The organism is Prosthecobacter sp. GW821-HT29F12 (genome assembly GCF_058803405.1).
On sequence record NZ_CM179517.1, the window covers coordinates 2904556 to 2928195 of the forward strand.

Genomic DNA, 23640 nt, shown 5'->3' on the forward strand with positions numbered 1-23640 from the left:
TCATGCGTCAGCACTCAGGGCGAAGTGATCCCAGCCGGTGCTTTCGAAGTCGGGGGGGCGGCCTTCGCCGGGGGGGACGAGTTTGCCGATGATGGTGAGGGGGAGTTTGGGGAAGGCGGCACTCCATTTGGCCTGGAGTGACCGCACTGAACGTGGATTGACGGCGAGGAGGAGCTCGTAGTCTTCGCCATCGCCCCAGGCCTGATCGAAGGTGCAGCCGGGATTGCAGGGGAGAGAGGCGACATTGACCTGATAATGGGTGCCGCTGGCGAGGGCGAGACGGGGGAGGTCTTTGGCGAGGCCGTCGCTGATGTCCATCATGGCGTGCGGATGGGCGTTTTCGGAGAGCCAACGGCCTTCTTCGAGGCGGGGCTGGAATTTGAGGTGCTTGCCGTTGATGGAGCCGCCGAGGCGGCCGGTGACGAGGATGACATCGCCAGCCTTGCCTTCGCTGCGGGAGAGCCAGCGTTTGGAGGGGACGGTGCCGCTCATGGAGATGGAGAGCATGAGCACGAGGCCGCGCGAGGTTTCGCCGCCGACGATGTTGATGCCGTACTCCTTGGCGATGGCGCGCATGCCGCGATAGATCTCGGAGAGGAACTCAACCTGCATGCTGGGCGGAGCCACGAGGGTGATCATGGCATGACGCGGCGTGCCACCCATGGCAGCGAAGTCGCTGACGACGCGGGCAATGGCCTTGCGGCCGATGAGCTTGGGCGGAGTTTCGAGAGTGAAGTGGACGTCCTGCACAAGGGCGTCGGTTTTGAGCAGGGTGTGTTCGTCCTTGGTACTGCGGACGACGGCGCAGTCATCCCCTGCCCCGGCGATGACATCGCTGTCGAGCTTCACACCGCGCATGAGTTTGCGGATGAGGTTGTCTTCTCCGATGTCGGCTAGGGTGGGCATCAGCGGGGAATGACGAATGAGGAATGACGAATGGCGAATGACATCCGAGGGCGCGAAACGACAGGGGCGCAGGAGTGGTGCGCGGTGAAGCGGGCTGAGCGTGGATTGGTCGGTTGGAGTGTTATCGGGCGCGGCAGAGGTGTGGCGGGGCGTGTGGAGGACGCTGCTGGTGGGCGTGGGGTGTGGCGGAGTGCTGGGTTTGCTTCCCGGTTGTGGCGGCTGTACCCAGGGGAGCACTCGCCAAGGCTCGGCACCCCTGGGCTATATTCCGCAGCCCCGTTGGGGCTGGTGTGCGGCGGCACGATATGGCGAATGTGAGGGGTGTTTTGGCAGGGAGCTGCCGGGGCCTGGCCAGGAGACTGCCGAAGTTTGCGGATGAGGCTGCTTTCTCCGATGTCGGCAAGTGTCGGCAGCAGGGGAGAATGATGAATGACGAATGGATGGAAGTGAACGCGAGAGGCTGCGAATGGCACTTTGGTCATTCGGGCTTCATTCGTCATTTTGCATTCGTCATTCGTCATTGTTTTACCACGACATTGGTGCCGTCAAAATGAAGGAGACGGTTTTTGAGGCCGCGGATGGCCTGCTTGTGGATGTAAACCTCGGTGCCGCCGATTTGATGGCGGTGATCGGTGGGGGCCTGTGCGCCGCTGATCCAGGTGAGCTGGCACCATTCCTGGCCGCTGAGGTCTCCCTGAGAGCAGCGCACGTAGTCGAGATGCAGCACATCCCCCGGGTGGCCGATGCTCTCGATATTGTGCTTGGACTCCAGAAACTCAGCGAAAGCCTGCGAGTAGATCAGGCCGGAGCGGAGGCGATGGAGGACCATGGACATGGGGGGAATGACGAATGTCGAATGCGGAATGACGAATGTCGGAAGTGCCTGCTGTGAGGAAGACTAAGGGGCGAACGGCGCTGGGTTCAATGCGAAGGACTGAGAAGGCCCACGAACGGCCCTTGAGTCTGATTCGCGCCCATTCGCGGTCATCTTTTCTGAATTCGCGTTTTAATCCCGAGTTTAAAGCGACAAAGCGCGGGACGGGCTGGGCCGTTCCGCGCTTTGTGGGAAGACTGGGGGAGTCAGGAAGCGGGAATCAGCCGAGGGCGGCGGTGTAGTTGGCAGCGACGGCGCTCCAGTTCACGGTGTTCCACCAGGCGGCGATGTAATCGGGGCGCTTGTTCTGATACTTGAGGTAGTAGGCGTGCTCCCAGACATCGCAGCCGAGGATGGGGGTGCCGCTGCCGTCCATGAGGGGGTTGTCCTGATTTGGGGTGGAGGTGATGGCGAGCTTGCCGTCCTTCACGATGAGCCAGGCCCAGCCGGAGCCGAAGCGGGTGACACCAGCCTTGCCGAAGGCTTCCTTGAACGCGTCAAAGCTGCCGAAGGTGGAGGTGATGGCGTCACCGAGGGCACCGGTAGGAGCGCCACCGGCGTTCGGGCCCATGATGTTCCAGAAGAGGGTGTGGTTGAAGTGACCGCCGCCGTTGTTGCGGATGGGGGCCTGGATGTCTGCTGGAATCTTGGAGATGTTTTTGCAGAGGTCTTCGATGGACAGCGCTTCGAGGTCGGCCTTGCCGGCAAGAGCGTTGTTCAGATTGGTGACGTAAGCGTTGTGATGCTTGCCGTGATGGATCTCCATCGTCTGCTGGTCGATGTGGGGTTCGAGCGCGTTGGTGGGATACGGCAGGGGGGGGAGGGTGTGGGCCATGGTAGGGTGGGTGGGGTTGATGGTTCTAGCGGGTTAGTATCGTGAATACGGGCGCGGGCAAGAGGAAGGTTGTGCCTAGTTCGCACTGCGAGCCAGGGAGAACGGGAACCATTCATCATGCAGTGCTACGAAGGGCAAGCGGTGGGGATTGTAAACTGGGAACTGAAAACTGAGAATTGCAAATTGGCCGGCACTTCGAGGAAGGACGAAATAGGCGGGGATGGACAGACGTTCCTATGCCACCAACCTCCCCATGAAACGTGCCCTGCTCCTCCGCCTTGCTCTTGGCCTGATTTTGACATCCGTCCTGCCTTCCTGCGGGTTTGCGTTTCGATCGGCATGGAAAAAGGCACCGGTCACTTCCGGAGTGGAGGGCAAATGGGAAGGCACCTGGCTCAGTGATGCCACAGGACACACAGGCACCCTGCGCTGCGTTATCTCAGCACCCAATCCCCAAACCACGAAAACCACGTCCCACGAATTCTTTTACCATGCCACGTGGAAGAAGATCCTCAGCGGCAGCTACAAGGCCGAACACATGGTGAAGAAGCAGAAGGACGGCACTTACACCTTCAAAGGCGAGCACAAGATGCCCAACTGGGCTGGCGGCCTATACCATTATGAGGGGACGATCAAGAGGGATGAGTTCAAGGCGTGCTACCAGTGCTCGATGGACAAGGGAACTTACACGATGAAACGCGTGCGCTGAGCAACCAAGCGACCGTACGCGGGGTTCCACCCACGTCACTTTCGTGACATTCCTCCATGAAGTGGTTTCACAGCTTTCGCGCCAAACTCATCCTGACTGTGTTTCCCGTCGTGGCGGGGATCACGATCGCCACGCTGGTGCTGGCGGAATGGAAGTTCATGGAGTCCTACCGCAAGCTGTTTGAGGAGCAGTTTGACTCGCAGATCGGCAACTACTCCTCGGCGAAGAAAAAGCGCAGCGAGGCGCTGTCCAAGGTGCTGGACAGAATCGCCAAGCAGCCGGAGCTGCTGGCGGCGATCGGCAAGAAGGATTTTGGTGAGGCCGGGCAGCTCCTGCGTTCGCAGCTGGAGATGCTGACCAATGACCGGATCCTGAGTGATCTGCCGGGCGCACTGCGGCCCGCAGGAGGACTGCCACCGATAATACCTCTGGTGCCAGCGGGACGCATGAACGGCGGTGACAAAGAGAAGGGCAAAGACAAGGACCGCGATAATGACAAGGAGCGCCCGGGTGCGCGACTGCCGCTCTCGCAGATGCCGTACATCGCCCTCATCGACCCTGAAGGGAACTTCATGGTGTCACCGAAGAAAAGCGTCTCGGGCGTGCGGGATCTTTTGCCACCGCTGCGGCCGAAGGAGAGCCCCAACAGCGCGGAGTTTCGGCGCAAGTCCGGCAAAATGCAGTGGCTGGGAGGCCGCAAGCTGGAGGACATTCTCAAAGAGCAGGAGGTGGGCTACCTGCGGGTGGAGTATGGCGATGACAGCCGAAATGAGCAGGTGCGTGAGGTGTTCATCACCCCGCTGCGTGAGCCGCAGTCCGGCCAGTTTCTTGGAGCCATTCTTTTCGGCCTGCCGCTGCAGGTGCTGGCGGAGAAGGTGCTGTATGAGCAGACGAAGCATTCGGACCTGGGCGAGATCATGAGCGGTGTGTGGGTGGAGGAGGGGCTGGTGAGCACGACGATTCCCAAGGAGGAGCGGGAGATCGTGGCGGCGCACATTGCGGACTCGATCCGCCACACGCACAAGACGCAGCGCGGCATGGCGGTGCTGATCCACGGGGTGCGTCATCAGATCTACTACCGGGTGCTGAATCCGGGCTCCCCTTTCCCGCTGGCGGCGCAGGTGAATCTGTACCCGCTGGCGGCGATGGACCATGAACTGGCGGAACTGCGGCGGGATGTGGGTGTGCTGGGGGTGGTGTCTTTGCTGATCGCCCTGGTGGCGGTGCTGTACATTTCACGCGGGCTCTCGGGGCCGATCAGTGAGATTGTCAGCGGGACGCACCAGATTGAGCATGGGAACTTTGATGTGCGGGTGCCGGTGCGGGGTGACAACGAGCTGGGCAAGCTGGCGGCGTCCTTCAACGAGATGGCGGCGGGACTGGCGCTGCAGGAGAAGTACCGCAGCGTGCTGAATGCTGTGGCGGACCGATCCGTGGCGGAGCAGCTGATCACGCAAAGCGGAACACTGGGTGGTGAACTGCGGCATGTGACGATGCTTTTCTGCGACATCCGTGGATTCACGGCGATCACGGAGAACATGCCGCCAGCGGATGTGATCGACCTGCTGAATGAGCACATGACGGCGCTGACGGAGGTGGCCTACCAGCACGGGGGCATTGTGGATAAATTTGTGGGGGATTTGATCATGGTGCTGTTTGGTGCGCCGCAGAGCACGGGTGAGGACGCGGTACGTGCGGTGCAGTGCGCGCTGGAGATGCTGCGGGTGCGGCGTGAGCTGAACGAGGTCTCCAAGCACTCGCTGGAGGTGGGGATCGGCCTGGCGACGGGGTCGGTGGTGGCGGGGTGCATGGGCTCGGACCAGCGGCTGAGCTACACGGTGCTGGGCCACCGGGTGAACCTGGCGTCAAGGCTGTGCAGCATCGCGCAGGCGGGGGAGATCATCATGGATGATGAGACGTATGCGGATGCGAAGTCGTTTATCAAGGCGGCGCCGATGCCGCCGATGCAGCTGAAGGGGATTTCGGAGGCGGTGCATCCGTGGCGGGTGGTGGGGTAGATCGAGTGATGGTGTGCGAGGCGGTTTAGATGGACAGGATTAACAGGATCTCAGAATTTCAGGATTAGTGGAGTGGTGGCTCCTAGCGAAGCGAGGTAGACAAACGAAGTGAGCCCGGAGGATGAGCGCAGCGAATTAATGATGGGGTGATGGTGGGCACGGGGTTTCCAAACTGCACTCGTAGAGTGCGGAGCACGGCGTGCTGGGGCTTTCGATGTCGTGGGAAATTTGGGGGATATGGATGCGCGGCGGGGCAACTTTTTTCGGCTTCGGGAGCGGATGAAAGCGTATGAATAGGTGTGTGGTTGATAGCGGTTGTTGCGGTTCAGTGATCGGGGTGGGTCGGGGTGGCTGAGTGTTGGGCCCCTGACCCACCTTGACGCTTTCCTGAGCTCTTGACGGCGCGGCTTTGACCTCCTCCTTTCCTGCTTCTTTCTCCCACCGCTTTCATGTCCAACGCCCGCCAGAAACCTGATCTCGTCGCCAAGCTGCGTGATGTGCCGCATGTGCCGGGGGTGTACATCATGCGGGACCGGATCAATAATGTGATCTATGTGGGCAAGGCGCGGGATCTGCGCAAACGGCTGGCGAATTACTTCACGCCGGCGCGCTCAAAACTGGCGGACCGGAAGACGCGGGCGCTAATCGCGAGCATCTGGGATTTTGACCTGCATGAGGTGCGCAATGAAACGGAGGCGCTGGTGCTGGAGGGCAAGCTGATCAAGGAATTCCGCCCACGCTACAACGTGAGTTTTCGCGATGACAAACGCTACTACCTGGTGCGGGTGCACTTTGGTGATGCGATCCCGCGGCTTTCCACCACGCGGCTGCGGAAGGAGGACGGGGCGCGCTACTTTGGCCCCTTTCCGCATGGGATGGCGCTGCGCACGACGCTGAACTGGCTGAACAAGAAATTCGGCCTGCGGGTGTGCCGCCCGCTGAAGCCGGGTGAGGCGGACTACAAGCACTGCTCCAACGACATCATCAAGAACTGCTCAGCACCGTGCATCCTGCGCATTTCGCTGGAGGACTACAAGAAGCGGGTGGAGCAGGCCTGTGAGTTTCTGGATGGGAAGTCGAAGGATCTGGTGACGGCGCTGGAAGAGGAGATGCTGCATGCGGCGGCGCGGATGGACTTTGAAAAGGCGGCGGAGCTGCGGGACATGGTGGAGGATTTTAAGAAGACGCTGATCCCCACGCGGACGTTTGAGCGCGGGGCGCGGGCGCGGGTGATCCGGAGCATCGACCCGATGGCGGATGTGCAGGAGCTGAAGGAACTGCTGCATCTGGAAAAGGCGCCGCTGGTGATGGAGTGCTTTGACATCGCGAACATTGGCACGGCACACTGCGTGGCGAGCATGGTGCGCTTTAAAAACGGGGTGCCGGACAATTCGAACTACCGACGGTACCGGATCAAATCGGTGACGGGGCAGAATGATTTCATCAGCATGGCGGAGGTGATCCGCCGACGCTTTTCGCGCATCCTGCTGGAGGGCCGAAAGGTGGCGGCTGATGTGGCGGAGTTTTCACAAGAAGAGCCCGCTGAGGCGCTGGAGCGCGTGGCGGCAACGAACACGAAATTTGTGACGCTGCCGGATCTGGTGATCGTGGATGGTGGCAAAGGACAGCTGGGGGTGGCGGTGGCGGAGCTTCAAAAACTTGGGCTGCATACGCTGCCGATCATTGGCCTGGCGAAGGAGCATGAGGAGGTGTACCGGCCGGGAGAAAGCCATCCGGTGATCATTCCGCATGAACGCGGGGCTTTGAAGCTGCTGCAACGCATTCGTGATGAGGCGCATCGGTGGGCGAATGGGTATCATCAGCTGCTGCTGGGGAAGCGTGTGGCGGAGAGTCTGCTGGATGACTGCCCGGGGATCAGCGAGGCGCGCAAGGCGGCGCTGCTGAAGGCGTTTGGCTCGGTGACGCGACTGCGGAAGGCGACGGTGGAGGAGATGGCGGAGGTGCCGGGGATCAGCAAGGTGCTGGCGCAGGGGGTGAAGGAGTTTTTGGAGAGCCGGTGAGGGGGCTGGATGCTGGGGGGATTTTTTGAGTGGTTTGTGAGTTTGATGATCGGATGTTTCGGGTGGTTTGAGGGTGAGGGAGTTTGAGTGGGCGCTGGCCGACAGACAGGAGGGTCTGTCGTACTTCAAACTGCCGGAGGCAGGATTCCAAAATGGGGGGAATCTTGTTTGTCGCGGGATGGATGAAATGTGGTATAGGAGGACGCATGCACATCCTCGAACAATTGGGGCTCGCGCTGGGTCTGGCTTCGCTGGCGGGGCTGAATCTTTACCTGACGGTGTTTCTCACGGGAATGCTGGTGAGGTTTGATGCGCTGCATCTGGCGGCGAAGTATCAATCCCTGGAAGTGCTGGGGCATGAATGGGTGCTGATTGCCGCAGGAGTGCTGTATGCGATTGAGTTTGTGGCGGACAAGGTGCCGTGGCTGGATTCGCTGTGGGACAGTGTGCATACGCTGATCCGCCCGGTGGGTGGAACGATCCTGGCGATGCAGGCGCTGGGAGACTTGCCGCCGCATGTGGAGGTGATCGGCGCGCTGCTGGCGGGTGGTGCGGCGCTGACGACGCACAGCGCGAAGGCGGGCACGAGGCTGCTGGCGAATCATTCGCCGGAGCCGGTTTCCAATGTGGTGCTGAGCATCGCGGAAGACATCACGGTGGTGGCGGGGACGCTCATCATGCTGCTGAAGCCGGTGCTGGCGCTGTGTGTTTTTACCGCGGTGATCATCGTGCTGTGGCTGGTGCTGCCGCGGATGTTTCGGGTGATCCGGAGATCGTTTGAGATTGTGCGGGGGAAGTGGCGGGCGGTGATGCAGAGGAAACCCATGGAGCAACCCCTTTGTCCTTGAGCCTGTGACCACGTATCGCTGTCGTCCATGCCACAAAGACTTTGCTGAAGGGGAACTGATCAACCTCAGGCGCTGCCCGCTATGCCGAGGCCCCCTGCTGACGCATGCACAACTTCAGGAGCACGAGCGCAGGGCCCGGGAGGCGCTCGGTCGGCTGCGCAAACAGTCTGCCGTCACGATGGAAGGAACGGCGCTGCTGATGCTGGTGGCGCAAGCGGTGTTTTCACTTCTCCAGTCCGCCGAGGTATCCAGATTTTTCAACTGGCTGACGCTGGGGGTGGCAGCTTCTTCCATGGTGGCGGCGGCCTTGTGGCAGATCACTGCGCAAAGAATCTGGATGCTGGCGGGCGCGATCCTGCTGCAAACGGCGGCCGCCTTGTTCTTTTTTCTAGGCGGTGTTTGAAAACCCTCAACGGCCGTATTGGAGCCAGTCGATGACGGCAGCAAACTGGATAAGTGAGAGGAAATGTGCGGCGAGCTTATCTCGCCGAGTGCTGGCACAAGCCCAGCGCTTCAGACGGCAGAAGTAGTTCTCAATGCGATAGCGCTGCCGGTAAAGCTTACGGCTGACCTTGCGCTGGATTCCACATCTGGCTCTGCGTGGAATGCAATGGGTTGCTCCGAGCAGTTGAAGCTGCTGGCGCAGCTTGTCACTGTCGAAGCCTTTGTCGCCAACCACGCAGAGCCCCGTAGGATTTCCAAGCAGTGGCAGAACATGGTGTCCTTCATAGGCCTGTCCTGCGATGAGCAGCAGGTTCACTGCAAGCCCCCTCCCATCGGTAAGAGCCATGATCTTGGTGTTGCGGCCTCCGCGCGTTTTGCCCATGGCCTGCTTGTCTGCGCCACCTGCAGGATTGGCGGCACACTGATGAACCACCACGTGCGTGCCATCCACAAGCCTGATGCGGTTTCTGGTTTTGCGGGAGACCATGGTGAGCATGCGCTTCCAGAGACCTTCACGTGCCCACTGCCGATGCCAGCCATAGATGGTGCGCCAGGGACCAAAGCATTCGGGCAGGTCACGCCAGGGACCTGCGTTGCGCAGCCGGTAAAACAAGCCCTCAAGGACAAGATCCAGCGACGCTCGCGGCCTGCCGCCAATGTTCAAGGCACCATTTTTTTGAGCCGCTTTTTGATCGGCTCCCACCATGCAAAGCGTTGTGTTCTCATCGGTTTTCTCTCATGCCACAAACGCTCTCCTCGGGCAATTGAGGGTTTTCAAACACCGCCTAGTGCTGGGAATGGAGCATCACCTCATGAGTGGTCTGAAGTTCATTCCTGCCCGATGGTCCCTGGGTGCTGCGGCGCTGCCGATGGCGGGGGCTTTGCTGGCGTGGCACCAGTACCGATCCTATACGCAACTGCTGCGGCTGGAGCGGAGCAAAGGCAAGGGATGCCAGGTGCCGGCGACGGTGGCTGTGAAGTGAAGGCGGCGCGCTGAGATCTCGCGGTTGTTTGATCGCGAGATGCTGGGCGGTGATGGTGCGAGACCGGAACCGCCTGAAGGCGGGACTACAATACATCGTCTCGGGACTGCGGAGCGCTATGCGGGTGTGAAGCGAGGAGCAGAGATTATCGGTGCCGTGCTCGGCATTCGGAACTCAGTGCGAGAGCGGAGCGGAAGGATCGAGGACGAGGACGAGGACGAGGACGAGGACGAGTAGGAGTAGGAGTAGGAGGACGAAACTCAATCATTCGAACTCTTCGCCGGGATCGTCGAGGGCGTGGGCTTTGAGGTCTTCGAGGTCGACCCATTCGAGGGCGGATTCGTGGGTGGCGGAGAGGGAGACGGGCGGAGCGCAGCCGGCATCGAGGGCTTCTTTCCAGCGGGTGACGCAGAGGCACCAGCGATCGCCGGGCTTGAGGCCGGGGAAGTCCCACTGGGGAGCAGGGGTGGAGAGGTCGTTGCCACTGAGATAGGAGAAGTTCAGAAACTCCTCGGTGGCCTCAATGCAGACGGTGTGCAGGCCGACGTCTCCGGGGCCGGTGCGGCAGTAGCCGTCGCGGTAGAAGCCAGTCATGGGTGTGCGGCAGCAGCAGGTGAGTGGTTTGCGGAGGACGTTGGTACGCATCGTTCAAGCCATACCCAATACCCATGCCAAAGCAAAGTCTGATCGAAGCAGTCTTGCTTCTGCGCAACACCGACAGCCTCATGCCAATGAGGACGTTGTGCTTGCAGTCAGCGGAAGGAAATGGCAGCACTCCTCACAATGGACATTCCCCTCATGCTGGCCGACTTTTCCTCGCGGGATGTATCACGAATACGCGGTGCCTGTGCGGAAGTTCGTGCTTCCTGGGACCGAGAGGCGCTCTCGAAGCTTGCCGTTCACATTCCGGAGATCAAGGCCACCACCGAAGGCATTGAGTGGGGAGGAATGCTCATCAACAACGCCGTGCATCTCCATGATGCGATTAAACGGATGGAATACGCCAGGAGCAATGACGGATGCTTTTGCCGCGTGTGCGACATGTTTGATAATCCAGAGCGCTTGCAGGAGAGAGGGCACGTCACCATCAACGAGTTCCAGCTTGAGAGGAGGACCTATCAGGTGTCCTGCAATGAATGCAATACCGCCTATGAAGTGGAGGAACTGGACTACCATTATACGTGGTGGCAATGGAAGGCCAAAAAGCAGGACGTTTAAGGTGTTCGTCTCCGATTAGCCAGCCCGCGCACGACGAAACATGCCTGCTACTTCCTCCACCCCGGCCCCACCTCTGCCGCCGAAGCTGGAGCAAGAGAGTTAACAGCCTCTGCGCCAGTCTTGTTGTCCTTCATGGTCACGCCTTCTGCTGCGCATTTGATTTCAAAGGCTTCGGCTTTGCTGGTCTGGATGTGATTGCCGATGATCTCGGTTTCGAGTGGTGGGAGAATGGCTTTTTTGTCGCCGCTCATGCCGATGAGGATGTTGTGCTTGCAGTTGATGAAGGTGTTGCCTGTGACTTTGGCGCGCTTGACCTGGAAGTAGCCATTGGGCACGGAATCGGGGATGCCGAGCATGAAGCACATGGCGCTGCGTTCGTTGTCTCCGGTGAGGTTTTCAAAGCGGTTGCCGGTGACGACGTGGTCTTCGCCGATGATGCGGACGCCGCCGGCGCCTTTGGCTCCGTCGCCGATGAAGGTGTTGTGCTCCACGGTGCAGCCGTTGCCGTGGCGGAGGGTGAGGGTGCCGGAGACGCCTTTGAAGGTGTTGTGGCGGTAGAGGTTGCCGCAGGATTTGTTGGAGATGCACTCGGCTTCGCCATCGCATTTCTCGAAGAGGTTGTGCTCGACGATGCAGGAGGCGGTTTGCATGGAGGTCTTGCTGTCGCCAAGGCGGATGGTTTCGCCGCCGTTCTTGCCGAGCTTCTGGCGGGGGCCGAAGTGATTGTGGTCGATCTGGTGTTTGCCCTGGTCTGTGGATTCGTTGGAGAGCCAGACGACGAGGGTGGTGCCCTGGGTGGTCTTGCCGGCGATGTAGCAGTGGTCCACGCGATTGCGTGCGCCGTAGATGGAGACGAACTGGGAGGAGGCTGTGGAGGTGAGCTGGGTGTCGTTGGTGACGGCGCAGTTGGTGATGCGGGAGTCGCTGGCGAGCTGCTTGGAATCTTTGCGGAGTTCGATGACTTGCTCGGCGGTAGGGTTTTGAAACCAGAGGCCGTCGACGATGATGTGAGAGCCACCGACGGAGATGCGTGAGGTGCCGGTGAAGATGACTTTGCCGGGGGTTTGGGCTTTGATGGTGACGGGTTTTGCTTCGGTGCCTTCGGCGTGGAGTTTGAGCTGGGCATCGGCCCAGGTGCCGTCGTTGAGGATCAGGGTGTCGCCTGCGTTTATGGTTTGAGCGGCGGCGGCGAATGCTGCAGGATCTGCGATGGGGATGTCTTTGGCCAGAGCGGGAATGGCGAGGGCTAAGGCGAAGAGGGTGAGGCGCATGGGTGGCCTATGAGAGACGGTAGGGGGCTTGACGGCAAGGTGGTTTTCCTGCATGCGGCTGTGGCGCGACTGGCACGCATCGGCTTCAGCGCGAGCCAGGAAGTCCCGCGCGCATGCAGGAACTTCTTCCGCAGCATTGACATAAACCCGCCGACATCTCCATATTGCGCCCATCATCCTCCATTAGGCCCCAAAAAATCCAATGTCTTTCGACGATATTTTAAAACTGCTAAACAGCATGTCTGTGATTGTCGGTATCGGTGTTGCAATATTTGGATTCTGGAAATGGCGAGCTGAGCTTTTTGCTAAGAGGCGTATAGAACTCTGTGAAGACGTCCTTACCCGCATCTATGAAATTCGAGATGCCATTGATGCGATCAGAGATCCTCTTGTGTTTGGTGGTGAGGGTTCATCCCGCCCAAAAGTTGAAGGCGAAACAGAAAAGCAACGCAAGCGCGCCGAAGAGGCTCATGTGTATTACGAACGATTCGACAAGAGACGCGAACCATTTACAGCGTTGAATGGGCTCAGATATCGATTCATGGCTATTTACGGAACTGAATGGAGCACACCATTTCAGACCTTTGTCGGCGTAGTCAATCGCATCATGATAACAGCAGGCTTTAAAGCGAGAGAAAGTGAGGATCGCGAGTATTACGGTCCTGATGCCGACAAACAATCTCCCTCAGACTTCAAGAGACGAGAGCGTCATGATGGAGTCCTATACAAGGGATACGATGATAACGATGCGATTGATAAGGAAGTCGCAATTGCGATAGATCAGCTCGAAACCAAATGTCGTGAGGAAATAAGAATTTCGTCCTCTCTTTGGTATGGCATACAAAGATACATATCCAAGACAACTCGGGCGCAATAAAACCAACACAAGCAATTCCCATATCCATGAAACCCAACCTTGTGTGGTTTGACATTCCGGCGGTCGATCTTGACCGCGCCATTCGTTTTTATTCGGCGGTGCTCGGGCGGGAGATGAAGGAGGAAAACTTTGGTGGGGTGCCCACGGCGATGCTGCCGACGGCGGATGGGGGGCAGCAGGGGTGCGTGGTGGTGGTGAAGGATTTCAAACCTTCAGCGGATGGGATCATGATTTACTTTGATGTGAATGGGCGGCTGAAGGAGGCGGTGGCAGCGGTGAGAGCGAATGGAGGCACGGTGCAGCAGGATGTGCACTCGATTGGTGAGTATGGATTTCGTGCGGAGGTGCTGGATTCGGAGGGGAACTGCATTGCGCTGCATGCGGAGACGGAGGGGTGAGGCATCCATTTGATAGTCATTGATGCACCTCTATAAATGTTTTAATTGTCCCGAATGGATCAAATAATGTAATGAAGCGTAAACCGATTATGATTTAGTCAGCTTGCTTTTCCTAACTTTAAAGCGCGTTTTCAAAACGTGTCGCCCATCCAATAGATAGCCCAAACCCAAAACGTTATGAAGATACCGGTATTTGTCTCGAGCCCAACGAAATTGAATGATGCTCAAGAACTGATTAGGGTTAAGATTTTTGCAACATTGGACGAGTATGGCTTAGAACCACGTGCTTTGGGTCAGTCTGATTACCCAACGCGATTACCACTGCGTGAGATTGTTACGATAGCGAAGCACTGCGCAGGAGGTATGATTTTAGGATTCGAACAACAGTTTGCTTCAGAAATACAGATCCGCCGTGGTCTTCCTCCTCCCAATGGCAGTGTAAAAGCGGAGAATGTAAGTTACCCTTCGCCATGGAATAACCTTGAAGGAGGTATTCTGTTTTCACTCGGACTTCCACTATTGGTTTTTCGAGAAGATGGTGTTTCAGGAGGGATCTTTGATAATGGGGTGTCCGATGTTTTTATTCACCCCATGCCAACCCCAAGCCCTGCCGGCTCCTTTCTCCAACCAGTTAAAGATGTTTTCCTGAAATGGCAGGCTGACGTTCGACGGAAATACTACCATGAAAACTAGCTGTAAATATCACAGCGACACGCCGCGTTTCCAGGGGAGGAAGTCGTCCTGGCCGAGGGAGACGGCTTTGGGGGTGTAGGTGCCGCTGGCGGTGGCGATGACGAGTTCGAGCATGTCTTCGCCCATTTGTTCGACGGTTTTTTGGCCGGAGATGATGGGGCCGGTGTCGAAGTCGATGAGGTCGGGCATGCGACGGGCGAGGTCGCTGTTGGTGGAGATTTTGAGGGTGGGGCAGACGGGGTTGCCGGTGGGGGTGCCGAGGCCGGTGGTGAAGAGCATCATGTTGCAGCCGCCGCCGGCGAGGGCGGTGGTGCTTTCGACGTCGTTGCCGGGGGTGCAGTAGAGGGTGAGGCCGCCGTGCTGGCGGATGGGCTCGGCGTAGTCGAGGACATCGACGATGGGGCTGGTGCCACCTTTCTTGGCGGCGCCGGCGGATTTAATGCCGTCGGTAACAAGGCCGTCGCGGATGTTTCCGGGGCTGGGGTTGGCGTCGAAGCCGGAGCCGCAGGCCTGGGCGGTGGCTTCGTAGGCGCGCATGAGGCCGACGAATTTGTCGGCAAGGGCGGAGGTGACGCAGCGGTCGCTGAGGCTTTGCTCGACGCCGCAGAGTTCGGGGAATTCGCTGAGGACGGGTGCGCCGCCGAGGGCGGCGAGGAGATCGGCGGTGTGGCCGATGGCGGGATTGGCGGAGATGCCGGAGAAGCCATCACTGCCACCGCATTCGACGGCCATGATGAGATTGCTGAGGGAGCAGGGCTCGCGGGTTTGTTCGTTGGCGGTGGCGAGGTGGAGGAAGGTGTCGCGGATGGCGCCGGCCATCATGTCGCGCTCGGATTTGCTCTTCTGCTGTTCGTAGATGAGGAGCGGTTTTTCGAGTTTGGGGTAGAGGGCGGCCATCTCGCTTTCCAAGAGGCTGACCTGGGCGTGCTGGCAGCCGAGGCTGAGGATGGTGGCACCGGCGACGTTGGAGCTGTGGATGTAACCGGCGAGGAGGCGGCAGAGGGCCTGGGCATCCTGGCGGGTGCCGCCGCAGCCGAGGCCGTGCTCGAGGAACTTGACGCCGTCGATGTTTTTGAAGACGCGGGCGGCGGTGGCGGAGGTTTCGGCTTCGAGGGTGGCGGCTTCGATTTGAGCGCGTGAGGCACCGGAGCGATGGAGATCGACGAGGCGCTGGGCGAAGCGCTCGTAGGGGGAGGTTTTGCCGTAGCCGAGGCTGCGGGTGAGGGCCTCGCGCATGAAGGCGAGGTTGCGGTTTTCACAGAAGACGAGGGGGATGACGAGCCAGTAGTTGGCGGTGCCGGCGGGGCCAACGGAGCGCTTGAAGCCGTTGAAGGTGCGGGTCTTCCATTTGGAGACGTCCGGGGGCGTCCAGGTGTAGTCGCGCTGCTTGCCGCTGAAGGCGGAGGTGGCGTGGACCACGTTGTGGGTGTGGATGAGGGCGCCGGTGGCGATGGGCTGGGTGGCTTTGCCGACGGTGACGCCGTACATGGTGACGATGTCGCCGACGGCGAAATCATGGGCGGCGAATTTCTGCTTGGCGGGGATGTTTTCGCGGAGGGTCCAGGAGCGGCCGTTGAGGGAGAGGGCGGTGCCGGCGGAGAGATCAGAAAGGGCGACGATGGCATCGTCGGCAGGGTGGACTTGGAGGATGGAGGCCATGGTTGCGGAGGAATAAAGCGTTGGCGGACGAAGGGAAGGCAGAATTTTGAACTTTGCTCTTTCTGCCAGACCGGGTTAGATCGGGATTATGCTCGAAATCAACAATCTCTCCCATGTTGTTCCCGGAAAAGGCAAAGACCCTCTCCGCGTGCTGGAACAGGTCAGTTTCATGGCTCCGGGCGGGCATGTGCTGGCGCTGATCGGGCCATCGGGCAGTGGGAAGACGACGCTGCTGCGAATTCTCGCGGGACTGACGGAGCCTGAGGCAGGGACGATCACCTTCGGTAAGCGTGATCTCATCAAGCAGCCGCTGTATGCGAATCAGCTGGGCTGGGTGCCAGCGGGAGACGACAACTTGATCGAGCACCTGACGGTGCGTGAAAATCTGATCAGCGCGGCGATGCTGCGCGGGGCGGGACGGAATCGGGATGAGGTGCTCTCCCGAGTCTCGCATGTGCTGGTGACGGTGGGGCTGGAGAACATCGCGACGGAGCGCACCTCGGCGCTGGCGCTGCCGCAGCGGCGGCGGCTGAAACTGGGGCTGGCGCTGGTGGCGGACCCGGTGATCGTGCTGTGTGATGATTTCACGGTGGGGATGGATGTGCGCAGCGAGCGTGAGTTTGAGGCGCTGCTGAGACTGGTGGCCACGGACCGGCCTGACCGCATCGTGATTCACGCGACGGACTCGCTGGCGAATCTGGGGGCGTATGACACGGTGGTGGTGATGCATGAGGGCTATGTGGCTTTCCACGGTCCTGCACGCGCCGTGCCGCACTACTTCACGGTGCCGACCTATGATGAAGTTTATGCACGTCTGGCGAAGCGCCCCGCGCAGCGCTGGGGTGACTCCTGGATGAAGCACCGCGATGCGTACTATGCGGCCTTCAAGCTGGGTGGAGGCGTGGCGGACAAACTTTCCGCAGCCGAGGAAGATCCGGGCGATGAGGACCGCACGATCATCATGAAGCAGAAGGGCGGCAGGGACGAAGACGAGGACGAGGTCAAAAAGCCCGCCGAAGCCGAGGTGAGGCCGATCATTCCGCTGCCGGGCATTCTCAGCCAGGCGCAGCATTTGGTGAAACGCCGCTGGTCGCTGCTGCGTCGCAGCCCACGCGAGTGGATCGTGCACGCCTCGCTGCTGGTGGGTGCGCCGGCGATTGCAGCCCTGCTGCTGCTGCCCAATTTGAAAGGTCTCAAGGAAATGCGTGCTGGCAGCACCTCGATTGAAGTGGTCTGGCCGGCGGCGCATGCGGTGTCGATGATTGTCCTTATTCAGATCCTGCTGGTGATGTTCATGGCGTTGCGCCTCGGCGCACGCGAGATCGCCGGACGACGTGCGATTTATGAACGCGAGCGCATCGGCGGTGTGGCACCTTCCGCATGGCTGATCGGTTCCCTGCTCTTCATGCTGCCCATCATTCTGGTGCAAAGCATCTGGATGGAGATGTTTCTGGACATCGTTTCCGGCTCCGGCGTGCTGCCGGGCACGGGGATGGCCAAGCTGATGCTGCCCGTCCTCTCGGGTGCTGCATTTGCCGCCCTTTGTCTGGGTATCTCCGCCAACTCCGGCAGCAAGGAGCGTGCGCACAGTGTCTCGCTCACGCTGCTCTGCGCGAACGTCCTGCTCTGCGGTGCGCTGCTGGGCTTCCCGAAAATTCTGGGGCATGTGGTGCATCCGTTTATCACGGCGCATTACGGGTGGTCGGGCATCGTCGATTCGCTGGAGAAGACGGCCTACTTTGAGCCCATCGACAAACTGGTGAAGACCTGGTTTGCGACACCGGACATTGCGATGAGCATGCTCGGGGTGCATTTCCTCGTGGGCGTGGTGCTGGCGTATGTGGGGCTGAAGCGGAGGGCGTGAGGGGAACTAAGGTGCTTCATCGTCAAGGGTGATTGATACCTCGCAAAGCAGTCTAAATTATTTCATAGCCCTCTCGACTCCAACCATCGTGCTGACACAAAGCCCCCTCACCCCAACCCTCTCCCCGAAGAAAAGAGTTCGGTGTCGTCGTGAGACAGGGGCGGGGAGAGGGAGTCCCGCTTTGGCGGCCCTTGATTTAGCGGACACGTAATTATTGAAAACGCTCTGGCTTGACTGCGAAAGGACAAGGTTTCCGAGTCGGTCAGTCCTTTCGGTAATACCAATTTCGCTTCGCGGCTATGCAGCAGCCGAATTCTGGTGGTGTCGACCGGACTGCCTAGAGGCGGGACTCCAATACATGACTGACTTGACGTGCGTGTCCTGGGTGTGGCGAGGTGCAAGAATCGAGGACGAGTTCGAGTAGGAGGACGAGGACGATTTCACTTCGGCGACGTGCTTTGACCGCTTGATTGCGCAGCAAGCTTGACGGCGCGGCCATCCTGACCTCCGATTCTTACTCCCCTCCCCTTTTCTTCATGCTTAATTTTGTTCGCTTCAAGCACGCCCGGTTTTCCGCCCGTTTCCCTGATACTTTTCGATACTCGCGCTCGCACTACTGGATGGCGCCGGTGGAGGGAGAGACGAATCTGTGGCGGGTGGGGTTCACGAAGTTTGCGACGCGGATGCTGGGTGAGCTGGTGGACTGTGAGTGGAAGCCTGCTGAAGGCGGTCCTGTGGCCCCTGGCGACAACATTGGCTGGGTGGAGGGCTTCAAGGCGGCTTCGGATGTTTATTGCGTGATGAACGGCGCGTTTGCGGGTGGGAATCCGGAGCTGAAGGTGGATGCGTGCATTGTGCGCAGTGATCCGTATGAGCAGGGGTGGCTTTACAGCGTGCGTGGCGAACCGGAGGCGGAGAGCATGGATGTGAATGGGTATATTGAGCTGCTAAGCGGGACAATTCAGAGGATGGCGGAGGAGGGGCATGGGGAAGAAGGGGCGGAAGAAGCCTGAGGAAGAAGTGGGACAATCAGATGGGGAGACAATGAGACCCGGGATTTGTCGTTCGCGCAGGTTTGCGGTGACACGGATGGTGCGGGCATGCCTCCGGCATGCGCGCGTGAGAGAGCGGTGGGGGCGTGATCCAGGGGTGCGCTCGGCTCCGACCATTATCAGACGTGTTTGAAAAACTGTGTTGTCGCTGATGCGGGATGGAAGAACTGCAAATGGCAGAACTAAGAATGAAAAAATGGTCTGGCCGGGCGCGGGTGGAGTTATCGTCAGCGTTGAATGCAGACCACGGTTTGTGTCACCGCTACGCGGTTCCGCCGGATGACACATGAAGGGACGATGCGATTCCGTGGGCTGGCGCCCACGGCTACCATTATGCCAGCCCTACGGGCTTGAGAGCCGGTGCATGTTCAGGAAATGAGATTGGCAATACGCCATGGGGCGATCCAAGGCTTGATGCTGAACCCGTCCAAATCGCACATGGAATGTGCGGACCACGCCGCTCTGGATGCGTTTGATGCGCTAGATCTGATCGCCGGCTCCAGACCGCACTCGGAGAGTGCGGACCACTTCACGCCGAGTGGCTTGGAAGGCTGACTGTTTGTGCTGTGTTACTTCCCCAGCAAGAAGGCGAGAAGGTCGGCCATTTGCTCTTTGGTGATGGCGGCTTCGAGGCCGACGGGCATGAGGGTGTGGTCGAGGGATTTCATTTCCTTGATGGCGGTGCGGGCGATGGTTTCTTTGGCACCGCCCATCATGGCGAGGACGATGCCATCGCCGGTTTCGCTTTGGATGAGGCCGGAGAGGGTGCGGCCGTCTTTGGTTTCGACGGTGTAGGCACTCCAGCGGGCTTCGAACATGCGATTGGGATCGAGGATGTCTGAGAGGAGGCCTTCGGGGGGCTTCACTTTGACGTCGGAGAGAGGAGGGCCGACATCGACGCCGAGGGAGCCGTGCTTGTGGCAGGTGATGCAGATGGTGGCGAAGACCTGCTGACCTTTTTTGGCGTTCCCTTTCATGGTGGTGGCAACCATGTAGTCCTGGACCACTTTCGCGCGATCGCTGCTGGCTTCGCCGAAGAGTTTCTTGGCAAGCTCGGGCATCTCGCCGGTGCCGCGCTGGTAGCGCCAGCGGGTTTCGACATCGACCCAGGCGGTGGGGAATTCGCCCTTCTCCATGCGCTTGAACAAATCGAGCGCGGTGGTGGCGTTGGCGGTGAGGACAGGGACGAGGTCGCGCTTCAATGCGGGTCCGGCTTTGGGCAGGAGTTCATAGATGAGCGGAGCGGTGGTGGTGGCGGGGTATTTCCGCAGCAAGGCGAGCGCGGAGAGAGAGAGCTCCGGCGGCTGGCTGGTGGTGAGGAGGGTCTTCACGACGGGCTGGACGGCATCCCATTTGCGCTGGCCGAGCAGCGGCATGACGGCGAGGCGCTGGTCGAGAGGGGATTTGTTGTCGGCGATGATTGCGTCGATCTCGGACTGCAGGGTGGCGATTTCTTTGGCGGCGTCTTCGTGGCCTTTGGGAAGCTTGGCGAGGCCTTGCAGCAAGGCGGGTTTCCACCAGAGGAGTTTGCCGGGCTCTTTTTGGAGGAGGGAGAGGAGAGCGGTGATGTCTTCGGCTTCAGCATCGGCGATGGCACCCAAGGTAAAGGTGCGGATGGTGGTGCTGCGGATTTCGGAGAAGGTTTTGAAGAAGTCATCGCCAAGGGAACTGAGGATGCGGCCCATCTGCTTGCTGGCGGAGGAGGCGACCATCCTGGCCATCCATGGGTCTTCGGGATACTTCGCGATGAGAGCGCTGAGTTCCTTGGCATCGGTGATGGTCTGAGCTTTGAGGAAGGCCACGCGCTCGGCGTGTTCAGGCGGGACATCGCCCCAGCCGACTTCGGGAATGGCGTGGTATTTGCCGGGAGTTTTGGTGACGAGTTTTTTCGTGCCCTTTGGAACGACGCGCCAGATGCGGCCTTCGTTTTCGCCCTGGCGCATGTCGTGGGTTTTGACGAACTCCTCAGGGAAGAAGCGGGCGTGGTCGATCCAGCGGCGGTAGATGTCGCAGATGTAGATGGCGCCATCGGGGCCGGTGGTGAAGTTCACGGGGCGGGACCACTCATCGCTGCTGCGGAAGAATTCCGTGCGGTCGCCAACACGGGTGGCTTTGAGGGAAGCGCCGTTGGGGGTGATCTTGTAACGGGTGACGAGCTGGCCGGTGGGATCTGGGACGAAGACGTTGTTTTTGAGCTCGGGCATGAGCTGGCCACGATAGACTCCCAGACCGGAACAAGCGGTGTTTGTGCCAGCATGCGCGTCTGCAGTGGTGTGGGTGATCTGCAGCGGGAAGACGCGGGTGTCCGCGCCGAAGGGGGCGATGTCCTCGAAGTTCTGCGTGATGCCTGCGTGGGGATTGTGCAGCATGGCCTCGTAAGGCATGACGGTGAACATGAGGGGATTGCGATTGGAGCAGTAGAAGTGGTGGCCGTAGTCATCGAAGGCGCCGCCGTACTGGCCTTTGCCGCCGGTGGGGGTGATCTTGTCGGTGCGAGGGTCCCACTTGAAATTGCTGCCGGGGATGTTCACGACATCGGTGGGATTGTCGGCGGGATAGATCTCGCGGGCATCGAGGCCGTTGTTGAAATGAATGCAGCCGTCGAGGCCCCAGCGGGGTGCGCTGACCTGAAGCTGGGCGTGCTTGGGATTGAAGCCTTTGATGAGGGATTTGATCTCGTCGGCCTTGCCATCGCCATCGGTGTCTTTGAGGAAAAGAATCTGCGAGCGCGTGGTGGCGATGAGGCCGCCGTTGTAGGGGAGGAGGCCCTGCACGTTGTCCATGTGATCGGCAAAGGTGACGGCCTTGTCCATGCGGCCGTCGCCATCTTCATCGGTGAGGAGCTGGATGCGGGAGAGCCAGGGATCACCGGGGTTTGGCGGGCCGAGGGGGTAGTCGCGCATGTCTGCGACATACATGCGGCCTTTGGAGTCCCATGTGCATTCGACGGGATCGAGGACGAGGGGTTCGGCGGCGACGAGCTGCACTTCGTAGTCGCCATCGAGCTGGATGCGCTTGAGGGATTCTTCGGGGGAGAGGGCTTTGGACTGGCCATCGCGCACGGCGCCGATGTCGCTGCCGCCGCTGGCCTGGATGGCGCTCCACTTTTCTTTGAACTCGCCGAGAGGGTAGAGTTCGTAACGGCGCACGAGCATTTCTGCGCCTTCGGTTTGCAGGAGGATTTTGCCTTCGGCGGGCTTGCAGTCGAAGGCTTCATTCACCATCGCGCCGTTGACGAAGTATTGCAGCGTGTCGCCTTTGGCGATGACTTCGAGGCGGTTCCATTCGCCGGAGGGGGACTCGACATCTTCGCGGCCGCGGAAGCCGACTTTATCGGCCCAGTCCACATCGCGGTGTTTCCAATTGATGCGGCCTGCGGTGACGGTCTGGCGGGGCTCGCCTTTCTTCCAGATTTTTTCCTTGTCGCGATCGAGCGTGTACTCGGCGGAAAGGGAGGTCGTCAGCTGGGTGCCGTCGGCGAGTTTGGGGGAGAGGACGAGGATATCGCCGACGCCGCCCTCGATGATCTGGGCTTCGATGCTGGCCATCCAGGTGTCGCCGACGGTGCCGTGGGGACCGTAGCTATGGAGGAGGATACCGTTGTCCTTGGCGGCTTTCTCGCGCTTGCCCCAGGTTTTGGTGCCCCACTTGAATTCGAGGACGAGGTGGTAGTCGCGGAAGTTTTCCTTGGTGGCGACGTAGCCATAGCCGCGGCCGCTGATGTGGAAGGTGCCATCCTTGTCGAAGGTCCAGATGTCCTTGGGGGCGTCGTGGAAATCGGCCTTGGGATTGACGTGGTAGTCAACGTTGCCGGATTTGATGACGTCGAGGAGGTTGATCTTCGCTTTGACGGGTTCGATGGCAGATAGAAAGCCGGCGGAACACACGAAAAACACAGGGAGGAGTGAGAAGATGCGCATGAGGTGATTACGACGAGGGTGAGAGTATCATTACGGCCGGAGGCCACATGATGCAGACATGATTGAGGGGAAACTTGGTGCTTTTGTGATGCGAGGCGAAGCGGAGGCTCAGGGCGTTCCAGAGGGAGCTGAAGCTCCCGAATAGTTACTTTCCTTTGAACTCGCCGAGAGGGTAGAGTTCGTAGCGGCGCACGAGCATTTCCGCGCCTTCGGTCTGCAGGAGGATTTTACCTTCGGCGGGTTTGCAGTCGAAGGCTTCGTTGACCATTGTGCCGTTGACGAAGTACTGGAGGGTGTCGCCTTTGGCGATGACTTCGAGGCGGTTCCATTCGCCGGAGGGGGACTCGACATCTTCGCGGCCGCGGAAGCCGACTTTGTCCGCCCAGTCCACATCGCGGTGTTTCCAATTGATGCGGCCTGCGGTGACGGTTTGACGAGGCTCGCCTTTCTTCCAGATTTTTTCCTTGTCGCGATCGAGCGCGTACTCGGCGGAGAGGGAGGTGGTGAGCTGGGTGCCGTCGGCGAGTTTGGGGGAGAGGACGAGGATGTCGCCGACGCCGCCTTCGATGATCTGGGCCTCGATGCTGGCCATCCAAGTGTCGGAGTAAGCGCCGTGAGGGCCGTAGGCGTGGAGGAGGATACCGTTGTCCTTGGCGGCTTTCTCGCGCTTGCCCCAGGTTTTGGTGCCCCATTTGAATTCGAGGACGAGGTGGTAGTCGCGGAAGTTTTCCTTAGTGGCGACGTAGCCGTAGCCGCGGCCGCTGATGTGGAAGGTGCCGTCTTTGTCGAAGGTCCAGATGTCCTTGGGGGCGTCGTGGAAATCGGCCTTGGGATTGACGTGGTACTCGACGTTGCCGGATTTGATGACGTCGAGCAGGTTGATCTTTGCTTTGACGGGTTCGATGGCAGGCAGAAGGCCGGCGGAACAGATCGAAAGCACGGAGAGGAGTGAAAGGAGGCGCATGAAGTGAGTACGGCGGGGGTGAGCGTATCATTACGGCGTGATGCAGTGTTATGCAGACACGATTGAGGCCAAACTTGGTGCTTTTG

General features: G+C 59.7%; 21 protein-coding genes. 12 read left to right on the forward strand and 9 right to left on the reverse strand.

Going from position 1 to position 23640, the window contains the following annotated elements; all coding sequences use genetic code 11:
* The 3 genes from AC3RLQ_RS12010 to AC3RLQ_RS12020 all read right to left on the reverse strand — a co-directional run bounded on the left by AC3RLQ_RS12010 (position 1) and on the right by AC3RLQ_RS12020 (position 2615).
* Positions 1-906: a thiamine-phosphate kinase gene (locus tag AC3RLQ_RS12010; protein WP_493037351.1), complete on the reverse strand. Its 906-nt coding sequence runs from the start codon at positions 904-906 to the stop codon at positions 1-3.
* Positions 907-1423: 517 nt separating this feature from the next.
* Positions 1424-1735 carry a hypothetical protein gene (locus AC3RLQ_RS12015; protein WP_493037353.1) on the reverse strand — a complete coding sequence of 104 codons (312 nt, stop codon included), beginning with the start codon at positions 1733-1735 and terminating at the stop codon, positions 1424-1426.
* Positions 1736-2000: 265 nt separating this feature from the next.
* Positions 2001-2615 carry a superoxide dismutase gene (locus tag AC3RLQ_RS12020; RefSeq protein WP_493037355.1) on the reverse strand — a complete coding sequence of 205 codons (615 nt, stop codon included), beginning with the start codon at positions 2613-2615 and terminating at the stop codon, positions 2001-2003.
* A 253-nt stretch (positions 2616-2868) separates the two neighbouring features.
* Here AC3RLQ_RS12020 and AC3RLQ_RS12025 point away from each other — a divergent pair, with 253 nt between their 5' ends.
* From AC3RLQ_RS12025 to AC3RLQ_RS12045, 5 genes are all read left to right on the forward strand, one after another.
* Positions 2869-3324, forward strand: a complete 456-nt coding sequence (locus tag AC3RLQ_RS12025; protein WP_493037357.1) for a hypothetical protein — start codon at positions 2869-2871, stop codon at positions 3322-3324.
* Between the two features lie 56 nt (positions 3325-3380).
* Complete coding sequence (locus AC3RLQ_RS12030; RefSeq protein ID WP_493037359.1) at positions 3381-5342, forward strand: adenylate/guanylate cyclase domain-containing protein; 1962 nt, start codon at positions 3381-3383, stop codon at positions 5340-5342.
* A 449-nt stretch (positions 5343-5791) separates the two neighbouring features.
* Positions 5792-7363: an excinuclease ABC subunit UvrC gene (locus AC3RLQ_RS12035; protein WP_493037361.1), complete on the forward strand. Its 1572-nt coding sequence runs from the start codon at positions 5792-5794 to the stop codon at positions 7361-7363.
* Between the two features lie 206 nt (positions 7364-7569).
* Positions 7570-8211 carry a DUF4126 domain-containing protein gene (locus tag AC3RLQ_RS12040; protein ID WP_493037363.1) on the forward strand — a complete coding sequence of 214 codons (642 nt, stop codon included), beginning with the start codon at positions 7570-7572 and terminating at the stop codon, positions 8209-8211.
* A 4-nt stretch (positions 8212-8215) separates the two neighbouring features.
* A complete protein-coding gene (locus AC3RLQ_RS12045) occupies positions 8216-8614 on the forward strand; it encodes a hypothetical protein (RefSeq protein ID WP_493037365.1) in 399 nt (132 codons plus the stop codon).
* Between the two features lie 6 nt (positions 8615-8620).
* Here the strand turns inward: AC3RLQ_RS12045 and AC3RLQ_RS12050 are convergent, their stop codons facing one another.
* Positions 8621-9361: an IS5 family transposase gene (locus tag AC3RLQ_RS12050; protein ID WP_493037367.1), complete on the reverse strand. Its 741-nt coding sequence runs from the start codon at positions 9359-9361 to the stop codon at positions 8621-8623.
* Positions 9362-9452: 91 nt separating this feature from the next.
* Between AC3RLQ_RS12050 and AC3RLQ_RS12055 the strand changes: the two genes are divergently transcribed.
* Positions 9453-9638 carry a hypothetical protein gene (locus AC3RLQ_RS12055; protein WP_493037369.1) on the forward strand — a complete coding sequence of 62 codons (186 nt, stop codon included), beginning with the start codon at positions 9453-9455 and terminating at the stop codon, positions 9636-9638.
* A 264-nt stretch (positions 9639-9902) separates the two neighbouring features.
* Here the strand turns inward: AC3RLQ_RS12055 and AC3RLQ_RS12060 are convergent, their stop codons facing one another.
* Positions 9903-10283, reverse strand: coding sequence for a DUF2237 family protein (locus AC3RLQ_RS12060; protein ID WP_493037371.1), 381 nt, complete (start codon positions 10281-10283; stop codon positions 9903-9905).
* Positions 10284-10403: 120 nt separating this feature from the next.
* On the opposite strand from AC3RLQ_RS12060, the gene AC3RLQ_RS12065 reads away from it, so the two are divergent.
* A complete protein-coding gene (locus tag AC3RLQ_RS12065) occupies positions 10404-10856 on the forward strand; it encodes a hypothetical protein (protein ID WP_493037373.1) in 453 nt (150 codons plus the stop codon).
* A 47-nt stretch (positions 10857-10903) separates the two neighbouring features.
* On the opposite strand, the gene AC3RLQ_RS12070 is transcribed toward AC3RLQ_RS12065, so the two are convergent.
* Positions 10904-12127 (reverse strand): polysaccharide lyase 6 family protein, encoded by a 1224-nt coding sequence (locus AC3RLQ_RS12070; protein WP_493037375.1) that lies wholly within the window; start codon positions 12125-12127, stop codon positions 10904-10906.
* A 202-nt stretch (positions 12128-12329) separates the two neighbouring features.
* Here AC3RLQ_RS12070 and AC3RLQ_RS12075 point away from each other — a divergent pair, with 202 nt between their 5' ends.
* The 3 genes from AC3RLQ_RS12075 to AC3RLQ_RS12085 all read left to right on the forward strand — a co-directional run bounded on the left by AC3RLQ_RS12075 (position 12330) and on the right by AC3RLQ_RS12085 (position 14095).
* Positions 12330-13004, forward strand: coding sequence for a hypothetical protein (locus AC3RLQ_RS12075; RefSeq protein ID WP_493037377.1), 675 nt, complete (start codon positions 12330-12332; stop codon positions 13002-13004).
* 26 nt (positions 13005-13030) lie between these two features.
* Positions 13031-13402, forward strand: coding sequence for a VOC family protein (locus AC3RLQ_RS12080; RefSeq protein ID WP_493037379.1), 372 nt, complete (start codon positions 13031-13033; stop codon positions 13400-13402).
* A gap of 177 nt (positions 13403-13579) precedes the next feature.
* Positions 13580-14095, forward strand: a complete 516-nt coding sequence (locus AC3RLQ_RS12085; protein WP_493037381.1) for a hypothetical protein — start codon at positions 13580-13582, stop codon at positions 14093-14095.
* A 9-nt stretch (positions 14096-14104) separates the two neighbouring features.
* On the opposite strand, the gene AC3RLQ_RS12090 is transcribed toward AC3RLQ_RS12085, so the two are convergent.
* A complete protein-coding gene (locus AC3RLQ_RS12090) occupies positions 14105-15754 on the reverse strand; it encodes a UxaA family hydrolase (RefSeq protein WP_493037383.1) in 1650 nt (549 codons plus the stop codon).
* Between the two features lie 88 nt (positions 15755-15842).
* Between AC3RLQ_RS12090 and AC3RLQ_RS12095 the strand changes: the two genes are divergently transcribed.
* Positions 15843-17618 (forward strand): ATP-binding cassette domain-containing protein, encoded by a 1776-nt coding sequence (locus AC3RLQ_RS12095; RefSeq protein ID WP_493037385.1) that lies wholly within the window; start codon positions 15843-15845, stop codon positions 17616-17618.
* Between the two features lie 536 nt (positions 17619-18154).
* Entirely contained in the window at positions 18155-18631 is a 477-nt protein-coding gene (locus AC3RLQ_RS12100) for a glycine cleavage system H family protein (protein ID WP_493037387.1), read from the forward strand.
* A 608-nt stretch (positions 18632-19239) separates the two neighbouring features.
* Here AC3RLQ_RS12100 and AC3RLQ_RS12105 read toward each other — a convergent pair.
* Together AC3RLQ_RS12105 and AC3RLQ_RS12110 are read right to left on the reverse strand one after the other, a co-directional pair.
* On the reverse strand, positions 19240-22590 hold the full coding sequence (locus AC3RLQ_RS12105) for a PVC-type heme-binding CxxCH protein (protein WP_493037389.1): 3351 nt from the start codon (positions 22588-22590) through the stop codon (positions 19240-19242).
* A gap of 145 nt (positions 22591-22735) precedes the next feature.
* Positions 22736-23554, reverse strand: coding sequence for a 3-keto-disaccharide hydrolase (locus AC3RLQ_RS12110; RefSeq protein WP_493037391.1), 819 nt, complete (start codon positions 23552-23554; stop codon positions 22736-22738).
* Between the last annotated feature and the right edge of the window lie 86 nt (positions 23555-23640).

What these genes read in the sequence shown, in the direction of transcription:
- AC3RLQ_RS12105 (WP_493037389.1), bottom strand. Translation starts at nt 22,590, where the DNA reads ATGCGCATCTTCTCACTCCTCCCTGTGTTTTTCGTGTGTTCCGCCGGC.
- AC3RLQ_RS12110 (WP_493037391.1), bottom strand. Translation starts at nt 23,554, where the DNA reads ATGCGCCTCCTTTCACTCCTCTCCGTGCTTTCGATCTGTTCCGCCGGC.
- AC3RLQ_RS12055 (WP_493037369.1), top strand. Translation starts at nt 9,453, where the DNA reads ATGGAGCATCACCTCATGAGTGGTCTGAAGTTCATTCCTGCCCGATGG.
- AC3RLQ_RS12085 (WP_493037381.1), top strand. Translation starts at nt 13,580, where the DNA reads ATGAAGATACCGGTATTTGTCTCGAGCCCAACGAAATTGAATGATGCT.
- AC3RLQ_RS12070 (WP_493037375.1), bottom strand. Translation starts at nt 12,127, where the DNA reads ATGCGCCTCACCCTCTTCGCCTTAGCCCTCGCCATTCCCGCTCTGGCC.
- AC3RLQ_RS12100 (WP_493037387.1), top strand. Translation starts at nt 18,155, where the DNA reads ATGCTTAATTTTGTTCGCTTCAAGCACGCCCGGTTTTCCGCCCGTTTC.
- AC3RLQ_RS12030 (WP_493037359.1), top strand. Translation starts at nt 3,381, where the DNA reads ATGAAGTGGTTTCACAGCTTTCGCGCCAAACTCATCCTGACTGTGTTT.
- AC3RLQ_RS12090 (WP_493037383.1), bottom strand. Translation starts at nt 15,754, where the DNA reads ATGGCCTCCATCCTCCAAGTCCACCCTGCCGACGATGCCATCGTCGCC.
- AC3RLQ_RS12075 (WP_493037377.1), top strand. Translation starts at nt 12,330, where the DNA reads ATGTCTTTCGACGATATTTTAAAACTGCTAAACAGCATGTCTGTGATT.
- AC3RLQ_RS12025 (WP_493037357.1), top strand. Translation starts at nt 2,869, where the DNA reads ATGAAACGTGCCCTGCTCCTCCGCCTTGCTCTTGGCCTGATTTTGACA.
- AC3RLQ_RS12095 (WP_493037385.1), top strand. Translation starts at nt 15,843, where the DNA reads ATGCTCGAAATCAACAATCTCTCCCATGTTGTTCCCGGAAAAGGCAAA.
- AC3RLQ_RS12015 (WP_493037353.1), bottom strand. Translation starts at nt 1,735, where the DNA reads ATGGTCCTCCATCGCCTCCGCTCCGGCCTGATCTACTCGCAGGCTTTC.
- AC3RLQ_RS12040 (WP_493037363.1), top strand. Translation starts at nt 7,570, where the DNA reads ATGCACATCCTCGAACAATTGGGGCTCGCGCTGGGTCTGGCTTCGCTG.
- AC3RLQ_RS12080 (WP_493037379.1), top strand. Translation starts at nt 13,031, where the DNA reads ATGAAACCCAACCTTGTGTGGTTTGACATTCCGGCGGTCGATCTTGAC.
- AC3RLQ_RS12010 (WP_493037351.1), bottom strand. Translation starts at nt 906, where the DNA reads ATGCCCACCCTAGCCGACATCGGAGAAGACAACCTCATCCGCAAACTC.
- AC3RLQ_RS12020 (WP_493037355.1), bottom strand. Translation starts at nt 2,615, where the DNA reads ATGGCCCACACCCTCCCCCCCCTGCCGTATCCCACCAACGCGCTCGAA.
- AC3RLQ_RS12065 (WP_493037373.1), top strand. Translation starts at nt 10,404, where the DNA reads ATGGCAGCACTCCTCACAATGGACATTCCCCTCATGCTGGCCGACTTT.
- AC3RLQ_RS12035 (WP_493037361.1), top strand. Translation starts at nt 5,792, where the DNA reads ATGTCCAACGCCCGCCAGAAACCTGATCTCGTCGCCAAGCTGCGTGAT.
- AC3RLQ_RS12050 (WP_493037367.1), bottom strand. Translation starts at nt 9,361, where the DNA reads ATGGTGGGAGCCGATCAAAAAGCGGCTCAAAAAAATGGTGCCTTGAAC.
- AC3RLQ_RS12060 (WP_493037371.1), bottom strand. Translation starts at nt 10,283, where the DNA reads ATGCGTACCAACGTCCTCCGCAAACCACTCACCTGCTGCTGCCGCACA.